The following is a 17463-nucleotide window of genomic DNA, read 5'->3' as shown; positions in this document are numbered from 1 at the left end:
AAACCAGCCCCCTCCCCGAACAACATGATAACTTAGTCATGAACAAGCCCACATGAAGGGGAAAATTTGGTTTTTATCTATCACCTCAGGCATTCCCCCTATACACCCCCTCTCACACGTCCTATATCATACAACTTAAGTCTAACCAACATAAAAGGTAGCAGTTAGAATGATTAATAAGATATTTATCACTATGTTAAGTCTTATCTTACTGAGTTCAAAATGTTTTTCTCAGAGTGAAGTTGACAATACAACAATACAAGAAAACAATACCCATTACCGTATAGTATTTGATGCTGGTAGCAGCAAAACAAAATTATATTTATACAAGTATCAACTTAACCAAGAAAAAGTAGAACAAATCCAATTACTTTCAGAGTCAAAAGTCACTCCAGGATTAGCAAGTACTGCCTACTCGGATATTCCCACTTACTTAGATACCCTTCTGACTCCTGAACTTGCAGAAACAATACAAGCTATTACAGGGCATGATCATTTCAAGTTTACACAAGCATCATTGGATAATATTCAATTTTATTCTACGGCGGGTATGCGACAACTGCCTATAGACGAACAGTTTTCAATTAACAAGCTCGTCGGTCAGGTCATCACTATGTGGTTAAAAAACAATAACATTCAAGTAATTGATAAATTAGATGTCAGAACCATAAGCGGAGAAGAAGAAGGAACATATGCTTGGCTTGCGGCTCACTATTTGCAACAAAAATCTGCAAATGGATCATTTGGTATAATTGAACTCGGAGGCGCCTCAGCTCAACTCACCTATATTGACTCCAATTTGGCTAACGTAGTGGTTAAAAGTGAAAACCAACAGTTTTATTTGACTAGCAAAAGTGCCTTTTTAGGCCAAGACTTGGCCTCAGTAACACTCATGGCTAAGGATGCTTGCAACTTACCAAGTTACACTGAGACTTCAAGCGGAGATTACTTTATCTGCAGAGAATACGCAAAACAATATATAGATAGCATATTGCAAAACAGTCTTCTATTTGCCCCTAATGCAATCAATATTTACGATTATAATCTGCTCTCCAATTTCTATTATACTGCTGACTTTTTCGGCCTAAGCAGTAACTATTCACTCAACAATTTACAAGTTGAAGCGGAAGCCTACTGTACTCAAGATTGGAAGACTGTCAAAGAAATGAATCCAAATACCAGTGAAGCATATTTATCAAAATATTGTATGAGCGCGGCTTATCAAGCAGCTTTACTTGTCGATACATTACAATTGAGCGACACTCAAAACTTAGTGCCTATCGATAGCATTGCAACCAATGAAATTTCTTGGTCAATAGGTGTTATTATTACTCAACGCTACCTGCAGTTTGCAGATTAATCACTCCCTCTTCACACACACTCACTAAAAATAAACGATAATCGGATGATAGCAAGGACGCTAATAACGTAAATGTCACTATGCTGACATTCAGATTTCAGTTCACCTCAAGCTAAATTAATATAAAATGCTACTTTTCTTCATCAAATATTCCCCCACTGCCACTATACGACTTATTACTAATACAGTTGCAATTAAGTCAGGTGTTAACCCCATATTTAGAGTAAATATTTTCGAATATTATATAGCCTTGTCACTCATTAAGCGACTCAAAGTATTAACGAATTGTTAATAGTGAAGAGAAAAACAGGATGAATACAAACAATGACAGGCGACAAAACATACAAATATAGCCAAAACTGGCACAGATAAAACTGACTTTACAGACATAATCAGGTGGCGTTAAGCCTATTAGACCAAGTCAATACAAGTCTTTGAAGTATCACTGTCAATCATAATCATCATTCCAACGGAACAAGAGTAAATGCAATATCCCAAACTCATTACAATCGCATTAAGCTTACTCTTTATTGGAGAATACTCTATCGCCTGTGCGGTAGGCTCTTTGGATCTTCAAGAAAGAAGTCATAATACACAATACCAGATTGTACTCGATGCAAGTCAGAATAAAACCAAGTTGTTTTTATATCAATATAACCAAAACAGTAACATGCCAACGAGTATTCGTGCTCTCAGTCAAAAAGTCCATTATCCCGGCGTTGCTGATGTACCGATCCTCGAGCTTAGCGATTATCTAGATACACTCTTTACGCCCCAGCTTGCGGATCAGCTGCAAAATTTGATGATTGACCCAAGAAAAAACTCAACAATACTGACTCATATTCAATTTTATTCTACCGAAGGCATGCGTTTATTGTCGCCTCCAGAACGCCAGTCTAAAAATACCTTCATTAAACTCTGGCTAATCCATTGGGTTCGCACTCATAATCTTCAAATTGAGCCGCAGCAAATTGAAAGTCGAACACTGTCAGGCAGCGAAGAAGGCGCCTATACTTGGGTCGCTACAAATTATGCTGAAAACCATTTTCAAGGTGTATTTTCAGGTATTGCTAAACTCGGTCCCGTTTCTTCTCAAATCACTTATCACGATCCTAACTTAACCAATGTCAATATCACTGTCGGTGAAACCCAATACCCTTTAACCAGTAAAAGCTTTCCATTAGGCCAAGAACTGCTTGCCGAAAAATTAGCAAAAATAGATGCCTGCTTTCTAACGGGTTATAGGCCATCCTCTAACGGCGATTACTTCAGTTGCAAAGCACAAATCAAAACGCTGATCCGCAATAAAATCAATGTTCCTGTTCCCAATGCGGCTGAAGTTTCTCACTATAACCTTTTATCTAATTTTTATTATACGGCGCGCTTCTTTGGTATAGAACGTAATTACTCATTAACGGCATTAGAGGATCAAGCCGAAAAATTTTGTAACTTAAATTGGGAAATGGCAAAAGCAGAGCACAGCAACGTTGATGAAAAATATTTAGCTAACTATTGTTTAGGCGCCGCCTATCAATCAACCTTATTAACGCACAATTATCATATTAGCGATCCTCAGCAATTGCATCCAGTGAATGAATTTAATCATAGGAAAATTGCTTGGTCTATTGGGGTTATTCTGACCAAACGATATCAAGAATTATATTAAACCTAATCGCCAGTATTATACTGGCCCCTTCACTTCCCCACTCTCTGAAAAAACAAATCACTCCTTGAGTAACAATTCATTTTTTATTGCAACAAACAACATAGCTCGCCCGATTGGGCTAAGATTTAACTATTCTGTTAATCGCTCAAGTTAGGTTAGAAAATGCGTTCACACTATTGTGCCAAATACCTATTCGCCTTATTGCTACTCTTCTTTGTTTCTGCCTGTAATGATGACAATGACAACACAAAATACCGCATTGTATTAGATGCTGGCAGCACTAAAACAAAGCTTTATTTATATGAATACGCATATATTGATGCGCTTCCAGAGCACATCATAATACAGACCGAAAACAAGGTTGAACCTGGCGTAGCAGATATCAATAATGATGATTTGGATAATTATTTAGGTACCATTTTTAACAACGACTTAGTCCTCACCCTTAAAAGCCTAACGATCAGCAGTGGCATGTCTCCTCTACTCAATGGTATTCAATTTTACTCAACAGCCGGTATGCGAGCCTTACCTATGACTGAACAAGCAATAAAAAATGCCTATATTGATGCTTGGATAAAAAATTGGTTTGCCACAAACGATATCACATTGGATGAGTCCACCTTAGATGTGCGCACCATTCCTGGCGAAGAAGAAGCCAGCTATGGGTGGGCCGCAGTTAACTTTTTAGACAATGCTTTTCAAGGAACCTTATTAGGCTCTGCTGAAATAGGCGGTGCCTCCACACAAATTGCCTATCTTGATGATATTGTACCTAATGTTAGAATTGATATTGCGAATATTCAGTATTCAATTACAGGGTATAGCTATCCATTGGGGCAAAATGTCATTATCAATGATCTTTCATCCGTTGATGCTTGTAATTTGGTCGGTTATACCGACACCGCAACGGGCAATTATACTCTGTGCCGCCAAGCAGCTAAAATACTGATTGATAGTACTGTCACCGTCAATACACCAAATGCTGTGGACATTGCCAACTATGATTTACTATCAAACTATTATAATTCAGCTGTTTTTTTCGGTATTGAAAATGACTACTCGTTAACGGCATTACAAAATTCAGCCGAAGTATTTTGTTCACTCACTTGGACGCAAGCACAAGCAGACTATCCAGATGTCAGCACCAATTATTTACCTTATTATTGCTTAGGGGCGGCTTTTCAAGGTGCGCTCTTAGAAGACAGTTATGATTTAAGCGATACTTACCAAACATTTGATCCTGTTGACAACATTAACGGCACTGACGTTGATTGGACCTATGGCGTACTCGCGACACAATCGTTTACTTTGATAAGTGACTAATAATCGCTCTTGTAGGCGTCACAATATAAGGCAGAGGGATATCCCAAGCTTGCGCCTCAATATGAGCCACTTGCTGACAATCATGGGCATAGCCCATCGGTATCGGTCTGTCTACATTACGCCTGTGAGCCAGAGTGCGATCATAATAACCGCCGCCCATCCCTAAACGCTGACCCGCCACATCAAAAGCCACCAGTGGCGTCACTATCACATCCATGTCTTTTATCGGCATCACATTCGTCACGTCTAGAATGGGCTCTAAAATACCAAAACGATTTGCGACCAATGGCGTATCAGAATGGTAATGTAAAAATAATAAATGCCCTGCACAAAATGGATGTAATCGAGGTAAATAGGTCTTCACACCTCTTTCCCATAAAGCTTGAATTAAAGGCTGAGTATCGAGCTCACCATCTTGACTTAAATAGAGTGCCACATGCTTAGCCTTTAACAATGGCTTTTGAGATAACATGCGCTCACAGGCTGTAACACTTAAATCTTGCTGAAGATGAAGCGGAATATTACGGCGTTTGGCGCGAATAGATGTTCTCATATCGGAAGGTGAAGACTTAACCATTTCGCCTCCAGTTAACAGAACAGTAGAAAGGCTATACAGAAGCGTTTAGCAAGGTATTGAAAATACAATAAATCATTAAAAATAAGATGCTCCCCAGAATACCGTTACCGGCGTAGCCCTTGAACCGTAGGTTCAAGGCGGGTAAATGAATACCTCCTAAGGCTTCTCGATACGAGCCGAGCTTGCTCAATGTCAGTATAACATTCACCCTGGGTTTAAAAGTATCGGCACAGGGACATGACCAGCTAGCGCGTATCCCAGGGAGCAAATTTTTTATGTCTATTTGAAAGCGATGTCATATCAAATAAACCTATCTTTTTCCTGTCAAAACAGGGTTAATCAACTCTAGCAGAACGTTCAACGAGCGCATCTTCTATGGTTGATTGCAACAAACTGATCTTCTCATCAATCTGCTGATTATAATCTTGGCTTTTTTGCTGTTCTTCCAGCAATTCATAACCGATATTTAAGGCTGCCATAATAGCAATTTCTTCACGACTAAGGCTATTGGTTTTCGCTTTTAATGTCGATAATTGTGCTTCTAAATGTTGCGAAACCTGTCTAAGTGCTGCCTCTTGACCAACTGGACAAGCAATAGAGTAGGTGCGCCCCATCAGGGTAATGTCGATAGCCTTGCTACTCATGTCGCGAAGGATCCTTTTATCATCACTTGTGCGGACTATATCGGTCTCATCCATAAAGTGCAACACGAGACTGATACTAAAGCACATGAATTGTATTAATTGTTGTTTACATAACCACTTGTGTCCAAACAATGGAATAAATAAACGCATTTTGTCATCGTTTTGCTGAAGTTTGTGATAGCACCCCTTGGTCGAATCAATCACTTCTGCTAGCATAAACTAGGTATATTAAGTAAATATAGCGACAGGACCCCCCATATGGCAACCTCCCCTTTCTTTCAGATAGATAATTTACATGCGGCACTTAACGAGGCCGAAATCGGTCAGCAAGCCGTCGAAGTGCACGGTGCCTTAGTTGGACTGATTTGCGGTGGCATCAAACAAACAAATGATGCTTGGGTGCAACCTTTACTTGAGCTTATCAATGACGGTCAACCTTTACCTCACAATCTACAACATTTAATTAGTGAATTGTATCAAGACAGCGTGACTCGACTATCGGATCCTGACTTTGGTTTTAGTCCCATTCTCCCTGAAGAAGAAGAGCCCCTTTCGCAACGAGTCGAAGCCTTATCTTTATGGGTGCAAAGCTTTCTCACTGGTCTGGCTATCATACAACCAAAACTCAATAAAGCATCCAAAGATGTTCAAGAAGTCATTCAAGATCTCGCTAACATCGCCCAAGTTGAAATTGATGTCAGTGATGATGATGAATCTGAGACCGCTTATGTTGAATTATTAGAGTTTACTCGCATCGCAGCGCTACTTTGTTATTCCGAGTTTGGGCCTGATTTAGTCGATCCCAAACAAGAAAAGCCTGCCCTACACTAGCCTTTACCTACCATGACACAACAAAACAATGCGTCAGCTGAAACTATTAATGTCGATATTGCGATAGTCGGAGGCGCCATGACAGGTGCCATTTTGGCCTTAGCTTTATCACAGTTGTCATTCCATAATGGTGCTGCAATCAATATCGCCCTCATTGAGGCTCAGCGCCCCAATAATGATCATCCAGGTTTCGATGCACGCTCTATTGCGATTGCCCATCATTCTATTTTTGAATTAACCCAACTGGGGATTTGGCCCCAATTAGCCCATCTTGGTAACGATATTCAACATATCCATGTGTCAGATCGCGGCCATTTTGGTATGACAGAGCTGAGCAACAGCCAATTTCATGTGCCTTATTTGGGGCAAGTGGTTGAGCTCGATGCTATCGGCCACACATTATTTGAATTACTCGATAATAGCCAAGTTCAGCTATTTTGTCCTGCCACACTGGAACATATTGACACGCATTCAAAAAAACAATTGCTGCATTTAAATGATGGCCGACAAATCGCAGCGCCATTAGTCATTGCCGCAGACGGAATTCATTCTAAAGTGCGCCAAAGTATGAACTTGCCACTAAAACAAGTGGATTTTAATCAGACCGCCATCGTGGCTAACATTCATACTCGCAAACCTCACCAGCATTGGGCTTATGAGCGATTTACAAAGCAAGGTCCATTAGCCTTACTACCACTGAGTAGCCATCAAGGACAGCACAGACTTTCCTTAGTATGGGCCTTATCCGATAGCGAAGCACGTCGATTAATCAAGGCATCAAAACCCGTTTTTATTCAAGCATTGCAACAAGCATTTGGATTTCGCGCAGGTGAATTGATTGATGTTGGCCAGCGCACTAGCTACCCATTAATGCTATCAAGTATGGCAAGGCCGATTTATCATCGCACACTTTTTATTGGTAATGCGGCACAAACCTTACATCCCATCGCTGGACAAGGATTTAATTTAGGCCTTAGGGATCTAGTTACTGCCGTTAAAGTGATCAAAAATGCCTGTCAAACCACAGAAGATCTAGGCACAAGCCAAGTGGTTCATGAATATTTATCCCAGCGCATTCAAGACAGAAACAGTACACTGGGGCATATTGAGTTATTGGTTCGCAGTTTCTCAAATCAATACTGGCCCTTAGTGCTAGGGCGGGATCTAGGACTAAGGTTACTCTCCTGGTGTCCTCCCCTTAAAACCCCCATTGCCAAAACCGCCATGGGTTGGAAAAAATTATGATACCAATCCCCCCATTGTCGTTATTTTGTTAAGGATCGCACATGTTAAGCACCCAAACCTTTGATGTCGCCGTTGTGGGCGGAGGAATGGTGGGACTCGCCACCGCCATCGGGTTAGCAAAAGAATCACTGAGAGTCGTGCTTATCGATAACGGTGAAGTTGAGGCCGTAACAGGCGCACCAAAACTCAGAGTCAGTGCCATTAATCAAGCCAGTGAACGACTACTCACCCATTTAGGGGCTTGGCCATTAATTTCTCGTCTGAGTGATTATCAAAAAATGCACGTCTGGTGTGAAGATAGCTTAGGCAAAATCGACTTTGATGCCCATCGTTTAGGCATTGGCCATTTAGGCAGTATTATCGAAAATGATGCCATTAGTTATGCACTGAGTCAGAGTGCATCAGACTACAGCTCACTGAGTCATCTCGACAATACTCAAGTCACCAATATTGCTTTTGGCGAAAGAGAAGCTTGGTTAAGCTTAGATAATGGTGACAGCTTAAGTGCTGCCTTAGTGATCGCCGCCGATGGTGCCAACTCATGGGTACGTGAGACATGTCAAATTCCCTTGAGTTTCTGGGATTATGGTCATCATGGTTTAGTGGCTACCATACGCACACAGCTACCACACGGTAAAACCGCCAGACAAATTTTTACCGCAAAAGGCCCACTTGCATTCTTACCCCTTAGCGATCCTCATTTGTGCTCCATTGTCTGGTCATTGCCACCAGAACAATCAGCCCATTTAGTGAATTGTGATAAAGACGAATTTGAGCACACATTAACGGCACAATTTAATGCCAAACTCGGGCTTTGCCAACTGGAAAGCCCAAGACAGGCCTTTCCACTTCGTATGCGTTATGCCCGTCATTTTGCGCGCCATCGACTGATTTTGGCTGGTGATGCCGCCCATACAATTCATCCGCTTGCCGGACAAGGCGTTAATTTAGGGTTTCTTGACGCAGCGTGTATTGCCCAGGAAGTTGGCCAACTTCATCGCAATAATAAAGACATTGGTCAATATCGACATTTACGGGCATTAGAGCGTTGGCGTAAAGCCGATGCCATGGAAATGATTGCCGCAATGGAAGGCTTTAAACGCTTATTTACTGGCCAAAATCCCATCAAGAAAGCCATAAGTGCATTGGGGTTAAATCTCGTGGATCATTTTGCGCCATTAAAAACACTGTTTATTCAACAAGCACTCGGTAATAAATCCGATCTGCCCTTGTCTTGCCAGCTTCACAGCGACAAAAAAACAAAATAGTTTAATATTAATTAGTTATAACTAAACCTGTCTTTTATTCATTTTCTCATGCTCAAATGTTTCTGCGTTTGACATGAGAAAAAGTAATGCTAACTCATCATAGATTAGAAAAAACCTTGTGATCTCCCTTCCAACCTCAAGGTATACTTTTGTCGTATTTCAATATTAACGCTGTTTGAGTAACAATTTTTGATGCATATTCAAGTTGTTTATTCGTAAAGGTGCCTTTGAGCCCGGCTCATCGCAATGCTACCCCATTTGCTTCACGCTATGCATTATGAGCATCAGCAACCTTTAGACATTAACAGCAACACCCCAACAAGGGAGTCAACATGGCGAATAAAACGGTATTGTTTCAAAAACACCTCGAAGCAAACGCTAAAATGGTGGATTTTCATGGCTGGGATATGCCGCTTAACTATGGCTCTCAAATCGAAGAACACCACGCCGTTCGCCAAGATGCAGGCATGTTTGATGTGTCACACATGACCGTTGTCGACGTCACAGGCGAACAAGCCAAGCCCTTTTTAAGACAATTACTGGCTAATGATGTCGCGAAACTCACCTTACCCGGTAAAGCTTTGTACGGTGGCATGCTAAATAACGAAGGGGGCGTCATTGATGACCTCATTACTTATTTTTTATCTGACACTCATTATCGTATCGTCGTCAACTCAGCCACACGAGAAAATGATCTTAACTGGATCAATGCCCAAGCAATATCTTTTGATGTACAGATCACAGAGCGTCCAGAACTGGCCATGATTGCCGTACAAGGCCCCCATGCAAAAGCCAAAACCACACAAGTGCTTTCTGATGAGCACAATAGTGATATTGCAGGCATGAAAATGTTTTTCGGCAAACAAACCGGTGATTTATTTATCGCCACCACAGGCTATACTGGCGAAGCGGGGTTTGAGATTATTTTACCTCAAGAACAAGCCCCTGCCCTATGGCAAGCTTTGATTGATGTCGGTGTACGGCCTTGCGGCCTTGGCGCCCGTGATACACTTCGTCTTGAGGCTGGTATGAATCTTTATGGTTTAGATATGGATGAAAGCGTCAATCCCCTTGCTGCCAACATGGGCTGGACCATTGCTTGGGAACCTAATGAACGGCAGTTTAATGGCCGCGAAGCACTGGAGGCTATCAAGGTAAAAGGACATGACAAATTAGTCGGTCTCGTCATGACAGATAAAGGCGTTATTCGCCACGGCATGAAGGTCTTTTTTACCAATGAGCAAGGCATAGAAGAAGAAGGTCTAATCACCAGTGGGACATTTTCCCCCACCTTAGGCTATTCTATTGCCATGGCGAGAGTACCCAGTAATATAGGAAAAACGGCTCAAGTCGAAATGCGTAAAAAACGTATCCCTGTAAATGTGGTCTCTCCCAACTTTGTCCGTAATGGTAAACAAGCATTTTAAATTAATCGAACAAGGAACAAACGCAATGAGTAACATCCCAACTGAACTTCGCTATACCGCCTCACATGAATGGATCCGTAGAGAAGAAGATGGCAGCTATACCGTCGGGATCAGTGAACATGCCCAAGAGTTATTAGGTGATATGGTTTTTGTTGAATTGCCAGAAGTCGGCGATACCCTCAGTGCTGGCGATGATTGCGCAGTCGCAGAATCAGTAAAAGCGGCCTCGGATATTTATGCCCCTTTATCCGGTGAAGTCTTAGCCGTTAACGAAACCTTAGAAGATTCACCTGAACTGGTCAATAGCGATGCATTTGGTGATGGCTGGTTTTTTCGCGTCATGCCATCGGATGAAAGTGAGCTGGACAACCTGCTTGATGCCGACGATTATCAAGCTGTCATCGATGATGAATAATTTTATGGCGAAGTCCTCACTCACCTATCGGTGAGTGAGGTTTAGCCTTTGCGCCACCACTGACTTCATAGACATCACCTTTACTTTAACATGCACCCTTGATTGTCTGTTTTTAATTAACCCTGTAGTTTGGTAAACATCACGCCTGCACATTTCCTTTACGTGCTTGCACTCCTAGCCACAGGATATAACCACAGGATACTTTGGTAACCCATGACTGCAACCTTGACACAATTAGAGCAACACGATCGGTTTATTCGCCGTCATATTGGCCCCGATAATGCCCAGCAAGCGGCCATGTTAGATGCCATTGGCGCCACCTCTCTTGACGATTTAACAGCGCAAATTGTGCCAGAGTCGATTCGCTTACCTCAAACCTTAGATACAGGTCAGCCCTGCTCTGAAGCCGAAGGTTTAGATTACTTACGTCAAATCGCTAATAAAAATAACGTTTTCAAAAGCTATATTGGCGCAGGTTATTATGGTACCCATGTGCCCAGTGTCATTTTGCGTAACGTACTGGAAAATCCTGGCTGGTATACTGCTTATACGCCCTATCAACCTGAAATTGCCCAAGGTCGTTTAGAAGCCATTTTAAATTTTCAACAGCTCTCAATGGACTTAACAGGACTGGATTTAGCTTCTGCCTCCTTGCTAGATGAAGCCACCGCCGCAGCTGAGGCGATGGCGCTAGCCAAACGGGTCTCAAAAGCTAAAAAAGCAAATATTTTTTTTGTGGCTGATGATGTATTTCCTCAAACCCTCGATGTCATACAAACCCGCGCCGAATGCTTTGGATTTGAGATAATCATTGGCCCCGCCGAAGAAGCCGTTAACTACGAACTCTTTGGCGCATTATTGCAATATACCAACCGTTATGGGCAGATAGAGGATCGCAGCGCACTCATTCAAGCCTTGCACGACAAGAAAGCCATTGTGGCCATGGCCGCCGACTTCATGTCTCTGGTGCTGCTCAAATCACCCGGAGAAATGGGTGCCGATGTGGTCTTTGGTAACAGCCAACGCTTTGGTGTACCGATGGGCTATGGTGGCCCACATGCCGCCTTTTTTACCGCACGTGATACCTTTAAGCGCTCCATGCCTGGCCGTATTATTGGCGTGTCTCAAGATACTCGGGGTAAACGCGCTCTGCGCATGGCAATGCAAACCCGTGAACAACATATTCGCCGCGAAAAAGCGAACTCTAATATTTGTACCGCGCAAGTATTGCTAGCCAACATGGCCTCTTTCTATGCGGTATTTCATGGCCCAGACGGTCTAAAAACCATTGCTGAGAGAATTTTACGATTAACCGATATTTTAGCTTTAGGGCTTACCAGTAAAGGCATCACGCCCTTTAACAACCGCTGGTTTGATACCCTCACATTAGATAATGTGGATGTGGCGGCCATTAACGCTCGCGCGGCACAAGCCGAAATCAATTTTCGCATCGACAGTAATACACGCCTTGGCATAAGCTTAGATGAAACCACTGAGCGCACTGATATACACACCTTATTTGATGTCATTTTAGGCCAAGGGCACGGTCTTGATGTAACCGCATTGGATGAGCAGCTGCTTCAAGCACACTCGAGCAAACAGGCTCAAGCCACGTCACACACAGGCATGCCAGAGAGCCTTAAACGTATTGATGCGATTTTAACGCACCCCACCTTTAATCGTTATCAAAGTGAAACCGAGATGATGCGTTACATCAAGCGATTAGAAAATAAAGACTTGGCACTCAATCACTCGATGATCTCGTTAGGCTCTTGCACCATGAAGCTGAATGCGGCCAGTGAAATGCTGCCCATCAGTTGGCCTGAATTTGCCAATATGCATCCTTTTTGCCCACAAGAGCAAGCCCAAGGTTATGCTCAGCTATTAAGTGAACTCTCCGACTGGCTGGTCAAAATCACCGGCTATGACGCCATCTGCATGCAGCCTAACTCTGGTGCACAAGGCGAATATGCTGGCCTATTAGCCATTAAAAAATATCACGAGTCGCGGGGTGAGTCTCATCGTAACATCTGTCTCATTCCCCAATCTGCCCACGGTACTAACCCTGCGTCAGCTCAGCTTGCAGGCATGAAAGTGGTGGTCACCGCCTGTGACAAAGACGGCAATATTGACATGACCGACTTGACCGCAAAAGCCACTGAGATGGCGGATAACTTATCTTGTATCATGATAACTTATCCCTCGACTCACGGTGTATATGAAGAAAGCGTCAAAGATATTTGCGACCTCATCCACCAGCACGGCGGCCAAGTATACCTCGATGGTGCCAACATGAATGCGCAGGTAGGGATCACCTCTCCTGGTTTTATTGGTGCCGACGTGTCCCATTTAAACTTGCATAAAACCTTTGCCATTCCTCATGGCGGTGGTGGCCCGGGGATGGGCCCCATTGGCGTGAAAGCCCACCTTGCGCCTTTTGTCGCTGGTCATACTCAGTTCAAATCAGGCCTTGAAAGTGACAATAATGGCGCCGTATCAGCCGCGCCTTTTGGCAGTGCGGGTATTTTGCCCATCTCTTATATGTACATTAAACTGCTTGGCAGCCAAGGGGTGACACAGTCCACTCAAGTGGCTATGCTCAATGCAAACTACATCACCCAAAAACTATCACATCATTACCCCATTTTGTACACAGGCCGCCATGATCGCATCGCTCATGAGTGTATTTTAGACTTACGTCCACTCAAAGAAGCCTCAGGTGTCAGTGAAATGGACATTGCCAAGCGCCTCAATGATTACGGTTTTCATGCTCCCACGATGAGTTTTCCTGTGGCTGGTACTTTAATGATTGAACCCACAGAATCTGAGTCAAAAGTCGAGTTAGACCGCTTCATCGATGCCATGATAGCCATTCGAGAAGAAATCGCTAAAGTCGAGTCCGGTGAGTGGCCCGTTGATAATAATCCACTGTGTCATGCCCCGCACACCTTGGATGACATCTTAGATCCTGCCTTTGATAGCCGCCCTTACAGCCGCGAACAAGCCGTGTTCCCCTGTGATGCCGTCAAAGCCAATAAATTCTGGCCCAGTGTTAATCGCATCGATGATGTGTTTGGGGATAGAAATTTGTTCTGCGCCTGTATTCCAATCGGCAATTACGAGTAATTTATGGCTGCTTGGACTTAACACTACTGTGTTGGCGCTTAGCTTCGTTTCTCATTGACAAGAGTCAACTCCGAGACTCAGCTTTCGCGCCGCCTTGTATTGTCTGCGTCAGCAACGCATAAACAGACTCGAGAAAATATTTAAGAATGAACATAAATCCGTGGCCAGAATTAGTTGACCACTTCAGTTTGAACTATCCACTTTCATGCTGTCACAATGCCTCACAGCTGTCGCTATTATCTTTGATCTGCTTGCATTTCAATGTAAATCACGAAAGCATATTTTAAGTTGTTTAGTGATAGCAGGTTTATTTATCTCTGCCCACTTTTTTTATTGTCGCAATGGACTGCGGCCTGCTTAATGCTCCTGGCCGAGAGTCGCTATCTGATCAGCATTTTCACTCAAGCCAAAACATTAGAGTATGTATTCATGGCAATGGCGGTATTCGTATCGATTATCACCTTTACAGATCCATTAAGTCTATTGAGTTGCATCGGATCTTGTCTACAAACTAAAGCGGCTTTCAGTCAACAAGACAAAGCATTACGTTTTTGGATGATAATAGGCACCAGTTTTTGGCTCACTCATAATGCACTCGCCCAATCTCCTACTGCAGTATTAATGGAAGCTCTCTTTATTAGCAGTAACTTAATGGGTTATTATCGATTTTATATTGCTAAGCAACCAGTCACGCATTAACGGGGAATAGTTATCTTTGCCACTTAAACATTAGGCTATAAATATCCCCTACCAGTGGATGAAGTGATTAAAATAACGACGGTAATTAGTAATAACAAAGAGCAGTAAGTAATTTATCCCCATAATGCTCTGGAAAACAAGCAAACTTCATCAATACAAAATAAATCTAGGGAACACACAAAATGCCATCCGCTTTCATTTGAACGCTAACCTGTGAATATAATCAGCCACAGCCTTAATCATCTCGCTCAGAGTAGTTTTCAGCCACAATATCTGAATCCTGCTGAGCATAATAATCGACTCTGAAACTAGTTCCATCCGTTAGAAACTCAACTTCATGGTAATACTGGGGGTGGCGAAATCACCATTCCACCTTGTTTAATCACAATTTCTTGCTCTCATCCTCTCGGCTGTCAGTGGAACCGTAACATGTTAGCTGACCGCTCATCAGCTTGATTTTTCCGTACACACCTGCATAGCCAATGTAGCAATCTAAGTTGTAAATGCAACAACGTTTTAAGAATAGTATCTGGAGTGAAAATAGGCGTTAATTGATAAATAAAAAAATCATTTGGAATACACACCATGGTATTCATCACTGAGAAACATCAAAAAATAAGTCATTTTAGGTGGCTCTCCAGCAACAAATAGCCAAGATGATGACGTGAAGCATTAAGGAAGTAGTAAAAAAGTATTAATCCATGATGGCATTATATCCATAAGATCAGCTTAATATCATACCCAAGCCTCATTCAATATTTGATTAAAACACTTAGTATATAAATAAGATATGAAGCAAAAATAAATAGGGTTGCAGAATCACTCTGTCTCTTTACTTAAAATGGAATCCAGTTGAACGGAATAACGAATATTCATACTGCTAGGAGTCAACTATGTCTAATTCATCTAAGTGTAAACCCGCTGTGCGTTATTTCTTTTCAGCAAGCCTATTCATCTTATTATTGATGGGGTGCGGGGGAAGTGATGATAGCGGGAGCTCAACTTCTAGCAACACAACGACCACTAGTAGTAACACCACTTCCACTACTAGCAGCACTGATGATACGGATATGACCAACACCGATGATACAGATATAACCAACACCGATGATACGGATACGACCAGCACTGATGATACAGATACTACCAGCACCGATGATACTGTAGTCATTATAGAGCTCAACACGATCACAATGAGTCACGAAAAAATAATCATTGCTGCTGGTGAATCCATTCAATTAACGGCAATAGGTAATTACAGTGATGCGAGTAGCAACGACATCTCCGAAGACGCCCTTTGGACAAGCAGTAACGATACCGTTGCCAGTGTTCATGCTGGTCTAGTGACGGGACATTCAGGTGGCGAAGTGACTATCACCGTTTCACAAAATGGTATGAAAAAAACTGCCAACGTTTTGGTTAGCGAAAGTGGCGTTGCCGAGGCAATAGGAAGAATAGGAGGAAGTTTTTTATATGCCCTATCAAGAAACCCTTCGCTAAAAGTTCAATCTCTTGACCTTACAAACGAAGCAATTGCTCAAATAGTCATCACTGATGATGGCCACACAGCAGAGACCAAAGCCAGCGGTATCGCCTATTTGTGCGCCAGATTATTAGAAGGGATTGCGAGAAATCCCTCTATGACAGATTCACTCACAAGCTATTATGACGATTTTGAGCAAAAAATCACTTCACTTACATCTGCCAATGAAGTTGAATTTATGCTCGACTTGACACATCAAATAGCCGTCATTCGAGGTGCTCAAATCATTCACACCGCCCGTAATCCATCACTGCGGGACATTCTAGATGGTATCGCCAATGACTGCATCAACTTTATCAATGATGTCGCGCCTTCAACCGACTTAATCGATATGCAAGACACAGCAATGACCATCGATTCTCGCAGAGCAAAAGCTATCGGCATACTAGGCGAAAGTCTGTTAATTGCTTACTCCAGAAACCCCGCAGTCGAGTCCTTTTTCGTTGAAATCTTAAATAAAGCACTGATGGAAATAGAACTAGTCAATCAACACCATAACATTGAACATAAAGCCGCGGGTATCGCTGCTCTATGCTCTGGATTTATAGCAGGGGTATCGAGAAATCCTTCATTAACAGATGAAATGAGCCTCTATTATGACCATTTCTTACAAGAAATTAATTCATTAGTATCATCAAATAGTAATGAAATGATTTCCGATTTTGTTCACCATAAAGCAGCCGTTCAACAGGCCCAACTCATTTACACTTCACATAATCCATCACTGTCTGAATTGCTCAATGAAATCGCAACGGCTTGTATCACCTCCATCGATGAAATGATCATATCTTCCCCTCAACATGACACCAATGATGAAGACATGGTTACTCATGCATTAGCTGCTAAAGGGATAATAGGAGGTGGACTGCTATATGCTTTATCAAGGAATCCTGCAATTGAAGTAATATTAATCGAAATTACTACCAATGCTCTTGCGCAAATAGACACAACAAATCAAAATCATACCATGGAGTCAAGAGCCAAAGGGATTGCTTCTTTGTGCGAAAAGCTAATAGAAGGGCTTACGAGAAACCCATCGCTAATAGAGGTACTGGAAAAACACCACGAAAGTTTCTTAATTGAAATCAATGCAATAGATTTACCCATTGATGATGTATCAGTTCCCGACCTTTCAGTACAAGAGGCTATAATTCAACAAGCACACATCATTGGTATGGCAACTAACCCATCACAAGCTGAGCTCCTCAAAGAAGTTGCAGAGACTTGCATTAGTATATTAAAGGGTGACGACTTTATCATTGAAGATATTGAAGAGACATAATAATTGAATAAGTAGTATTAATGTACCGACATAGTGAGTGACTGATATAAGCTGTCT

The 17463-nt window shown here is 42.3% G+C and carries 12 protein-coding genes, 1 other RNA gene and 1 pseudogene; 11 read left to right on the top strand and 3 right to left on the bottom strand.

All coding sequences use genetic code 11. From position 1 onward, the window contains the following. Window positions 1-169: 169 nt before the first annotated feature. From Q0976_RS03575 to Q0976_RS03565, 3 genes are all read left to right on the top strand, one after another. A complete protein-coding gene (locus Q0976_RS03575) occupies window positions 170-1360 on the top strand; it encodes a hypothetical protein (RefSeq protein ID WP_299491026.1) in 1191 nt (396 codons plus the stop codon). A gap of 484 nt (window positions 1361-1844) precedes the next feature. Beyond that, a complete protein-coding gene (locus Q0976_RS03570; protein WP_299491024.1) occupies window positions 1845-3026 on the top strand; it encodes a hypothetical protein in 1182 nt (393 codons plus the stop codon). Between the two features lie 162 nt (window positions 3027-3188). Beyond that, entirely contained in the window at window positions 3189-4349 is a 1161-nt protein-coding gene (locus tag Q0976_RS03565) for a hypothetical protein (RefSeq protein WP_299491021.1), read from the top strand. Here Q0976_RS03565 and Q0976_RS03560 read toward each other — a convergent pair. From Q0976_RS03560 to Q0976_RS03550, 3 genes are all read right to left on the bottom strand, one after another. Then, the gene (locus Q0976_RS03560; RefSeq protein ID WP_299491020.1) at window positions 4330-4926 is read right to left on the bottom strand and encodes a 5-formyltetrahydrofolate cyclo-ligase; all 597 of its coding nucleotides are present in this window, start codon (window positions 4924-4926) and stop codon (window positions 4330-4332) included. The two genes, Q0976_RS03565 and Q0976_RS03560, sit on opposite strands and share 20 nt — an antisense overlap. An 86-nt stretch (window positions 4927-5012) precedes the next feature. Further along, a non-coding RNA gene (ssrS, locus tag Q0976_RS03555) (6S RNA) lies at window positions 5013-5193 on the bottom strand. 68 nt (window positions 5194-5261) lie between these two features. After that, the gene (locus tag Q0976_RS03550; RefSeq protein WP_299491018.1) at window positions 5262-5570 is read right to left on the bottom strand and encodes a cell division protein ZapA; all 309 of its coding nucleotides are present in this window, start codon (window positions 5568-5570) and stop codon (window positions 5262-5264) included. Window positions 5571-5828: 258 nt separating this feature from the next. Here Q0976_RS03550 and Q0976_RS03545 point away from each other — a divergent pair, with 258 nt between their 5' ends. The 8 genes and pseudogenes from Q0976_RS03545 (at window position 5829) to Q0976_RS03510 (ending at window position 17406) form a co-directional block, all read left to right on the top strand. Continuing rightward, window positions 5829-6401 carry a UPF0149 family protein gene (locus tag Q0976_RS03545; protein ID WP_299491017.1) on the top strand — a complete coding sequence of 191 codons (573 nt, stop codon included), beginning with the start codon at window positions 5829-5831 and terminating at the stop codon, window positions 6399-6401. A gap of 12 nt (window positions 6402-6413) precedes the next feature. Continuing rightward, window positions 6414-7646, top strand: coding sequence for a 2-octaprenyl-6-methoxyphenyl hydroxylase (ubiH, locus tag Q0976_RS03540; RefSeq protein ID WP_299491016.1), 1233 nt, complete (start codon window positions 6414-6416; stop codon window positions 7644-7646). 41 nt (window positions 7647-7687) lie between these two features. Beyond that, window positions 7688-8914 carry an FAD-dependent oxidoreductase gene (locus Q0976_RS03535; RefSeq protein ID WP_299491014.1) on the top strand — a complete coding sequence of 409 codons (1227 nt, stop codon included), beginning with the start codon at window positions 7688-7690 and terminating at the stop codon, window positions 8912-8914. A gap of 332 nt (window positions 8915-9246) precedes the next feature. Continuing rightward, window positions 9247-10341: a glycine cleavage system aminomethyltransferase GcvT gene (gene gcvT, locus Q0976_RS03530; protein ID WP_299491013.1), complete on the top strand. Its 1095-nt coding sequence runs from the start codon at window positions 9247-9249 to the stop codon at window positions 10339-10341. Between the two features lie 25 nt (window positions 10342-10366). After that, window positions 10367-10756 carry a glycine cleavage system protein GcvH gene (gcvH, locus tag Q0976_RS03525; protein ID WP_299491012.1) on the top strand — a complete coding sequence of 130 codons (390 nt, stop codon included), beginning with the start codon at window positions 10367-10369 and terminating at the stop codon, window positions 10754-10756. A 213-nt stretch (window positions 10757-10969) separates the two neighbouring features. Beyond that, complete coding sequence (gene gcvP / locus Q0976_RS03520) at window positions 10970-13882, top strand: aminomethyl-transferring glycine dehydrogenase (RefSeq protein WP_299491011.1); 2913 nt, start codon at window positions 10970-10972, stop codon at window positions 13880-13882. Between the two features lie 205 nt (window positions 13883-14087). Continuing rightward, a pseudogene (locus Q0976_RS03515) lies at window positions 14088-14581 on the top strand (YgjV family protein). An 893-nt stretch (window positions 14582-15474) separates the two neighbouring features. Continuing rightward, a complete protein-coding gene (locus Q0976_RS03510) occupies window positions 15475-17406 on the top strand; it encodes an Ig-like domain-containing protein (protein ID WP_299491009.1) in 1932 nt (643 codons plus the stop codon). Window positions 17407-17463: the final 57 nt, after the last annotated feature.

Source organism: uncultured Shewanella sp., assembly GCF_947501665.1.
In the GTDB taxonomy this organism is placed as follows: Bacteria; Pseudomonadota; Gammaproteobacteria; order Enterobacterales; family Shewanellaceae; genus Shewanella.
Note: the sequence above shows the minus strand (reverse complement) of the source record. Positions and strands in the feature narration are given on the sequence as shown.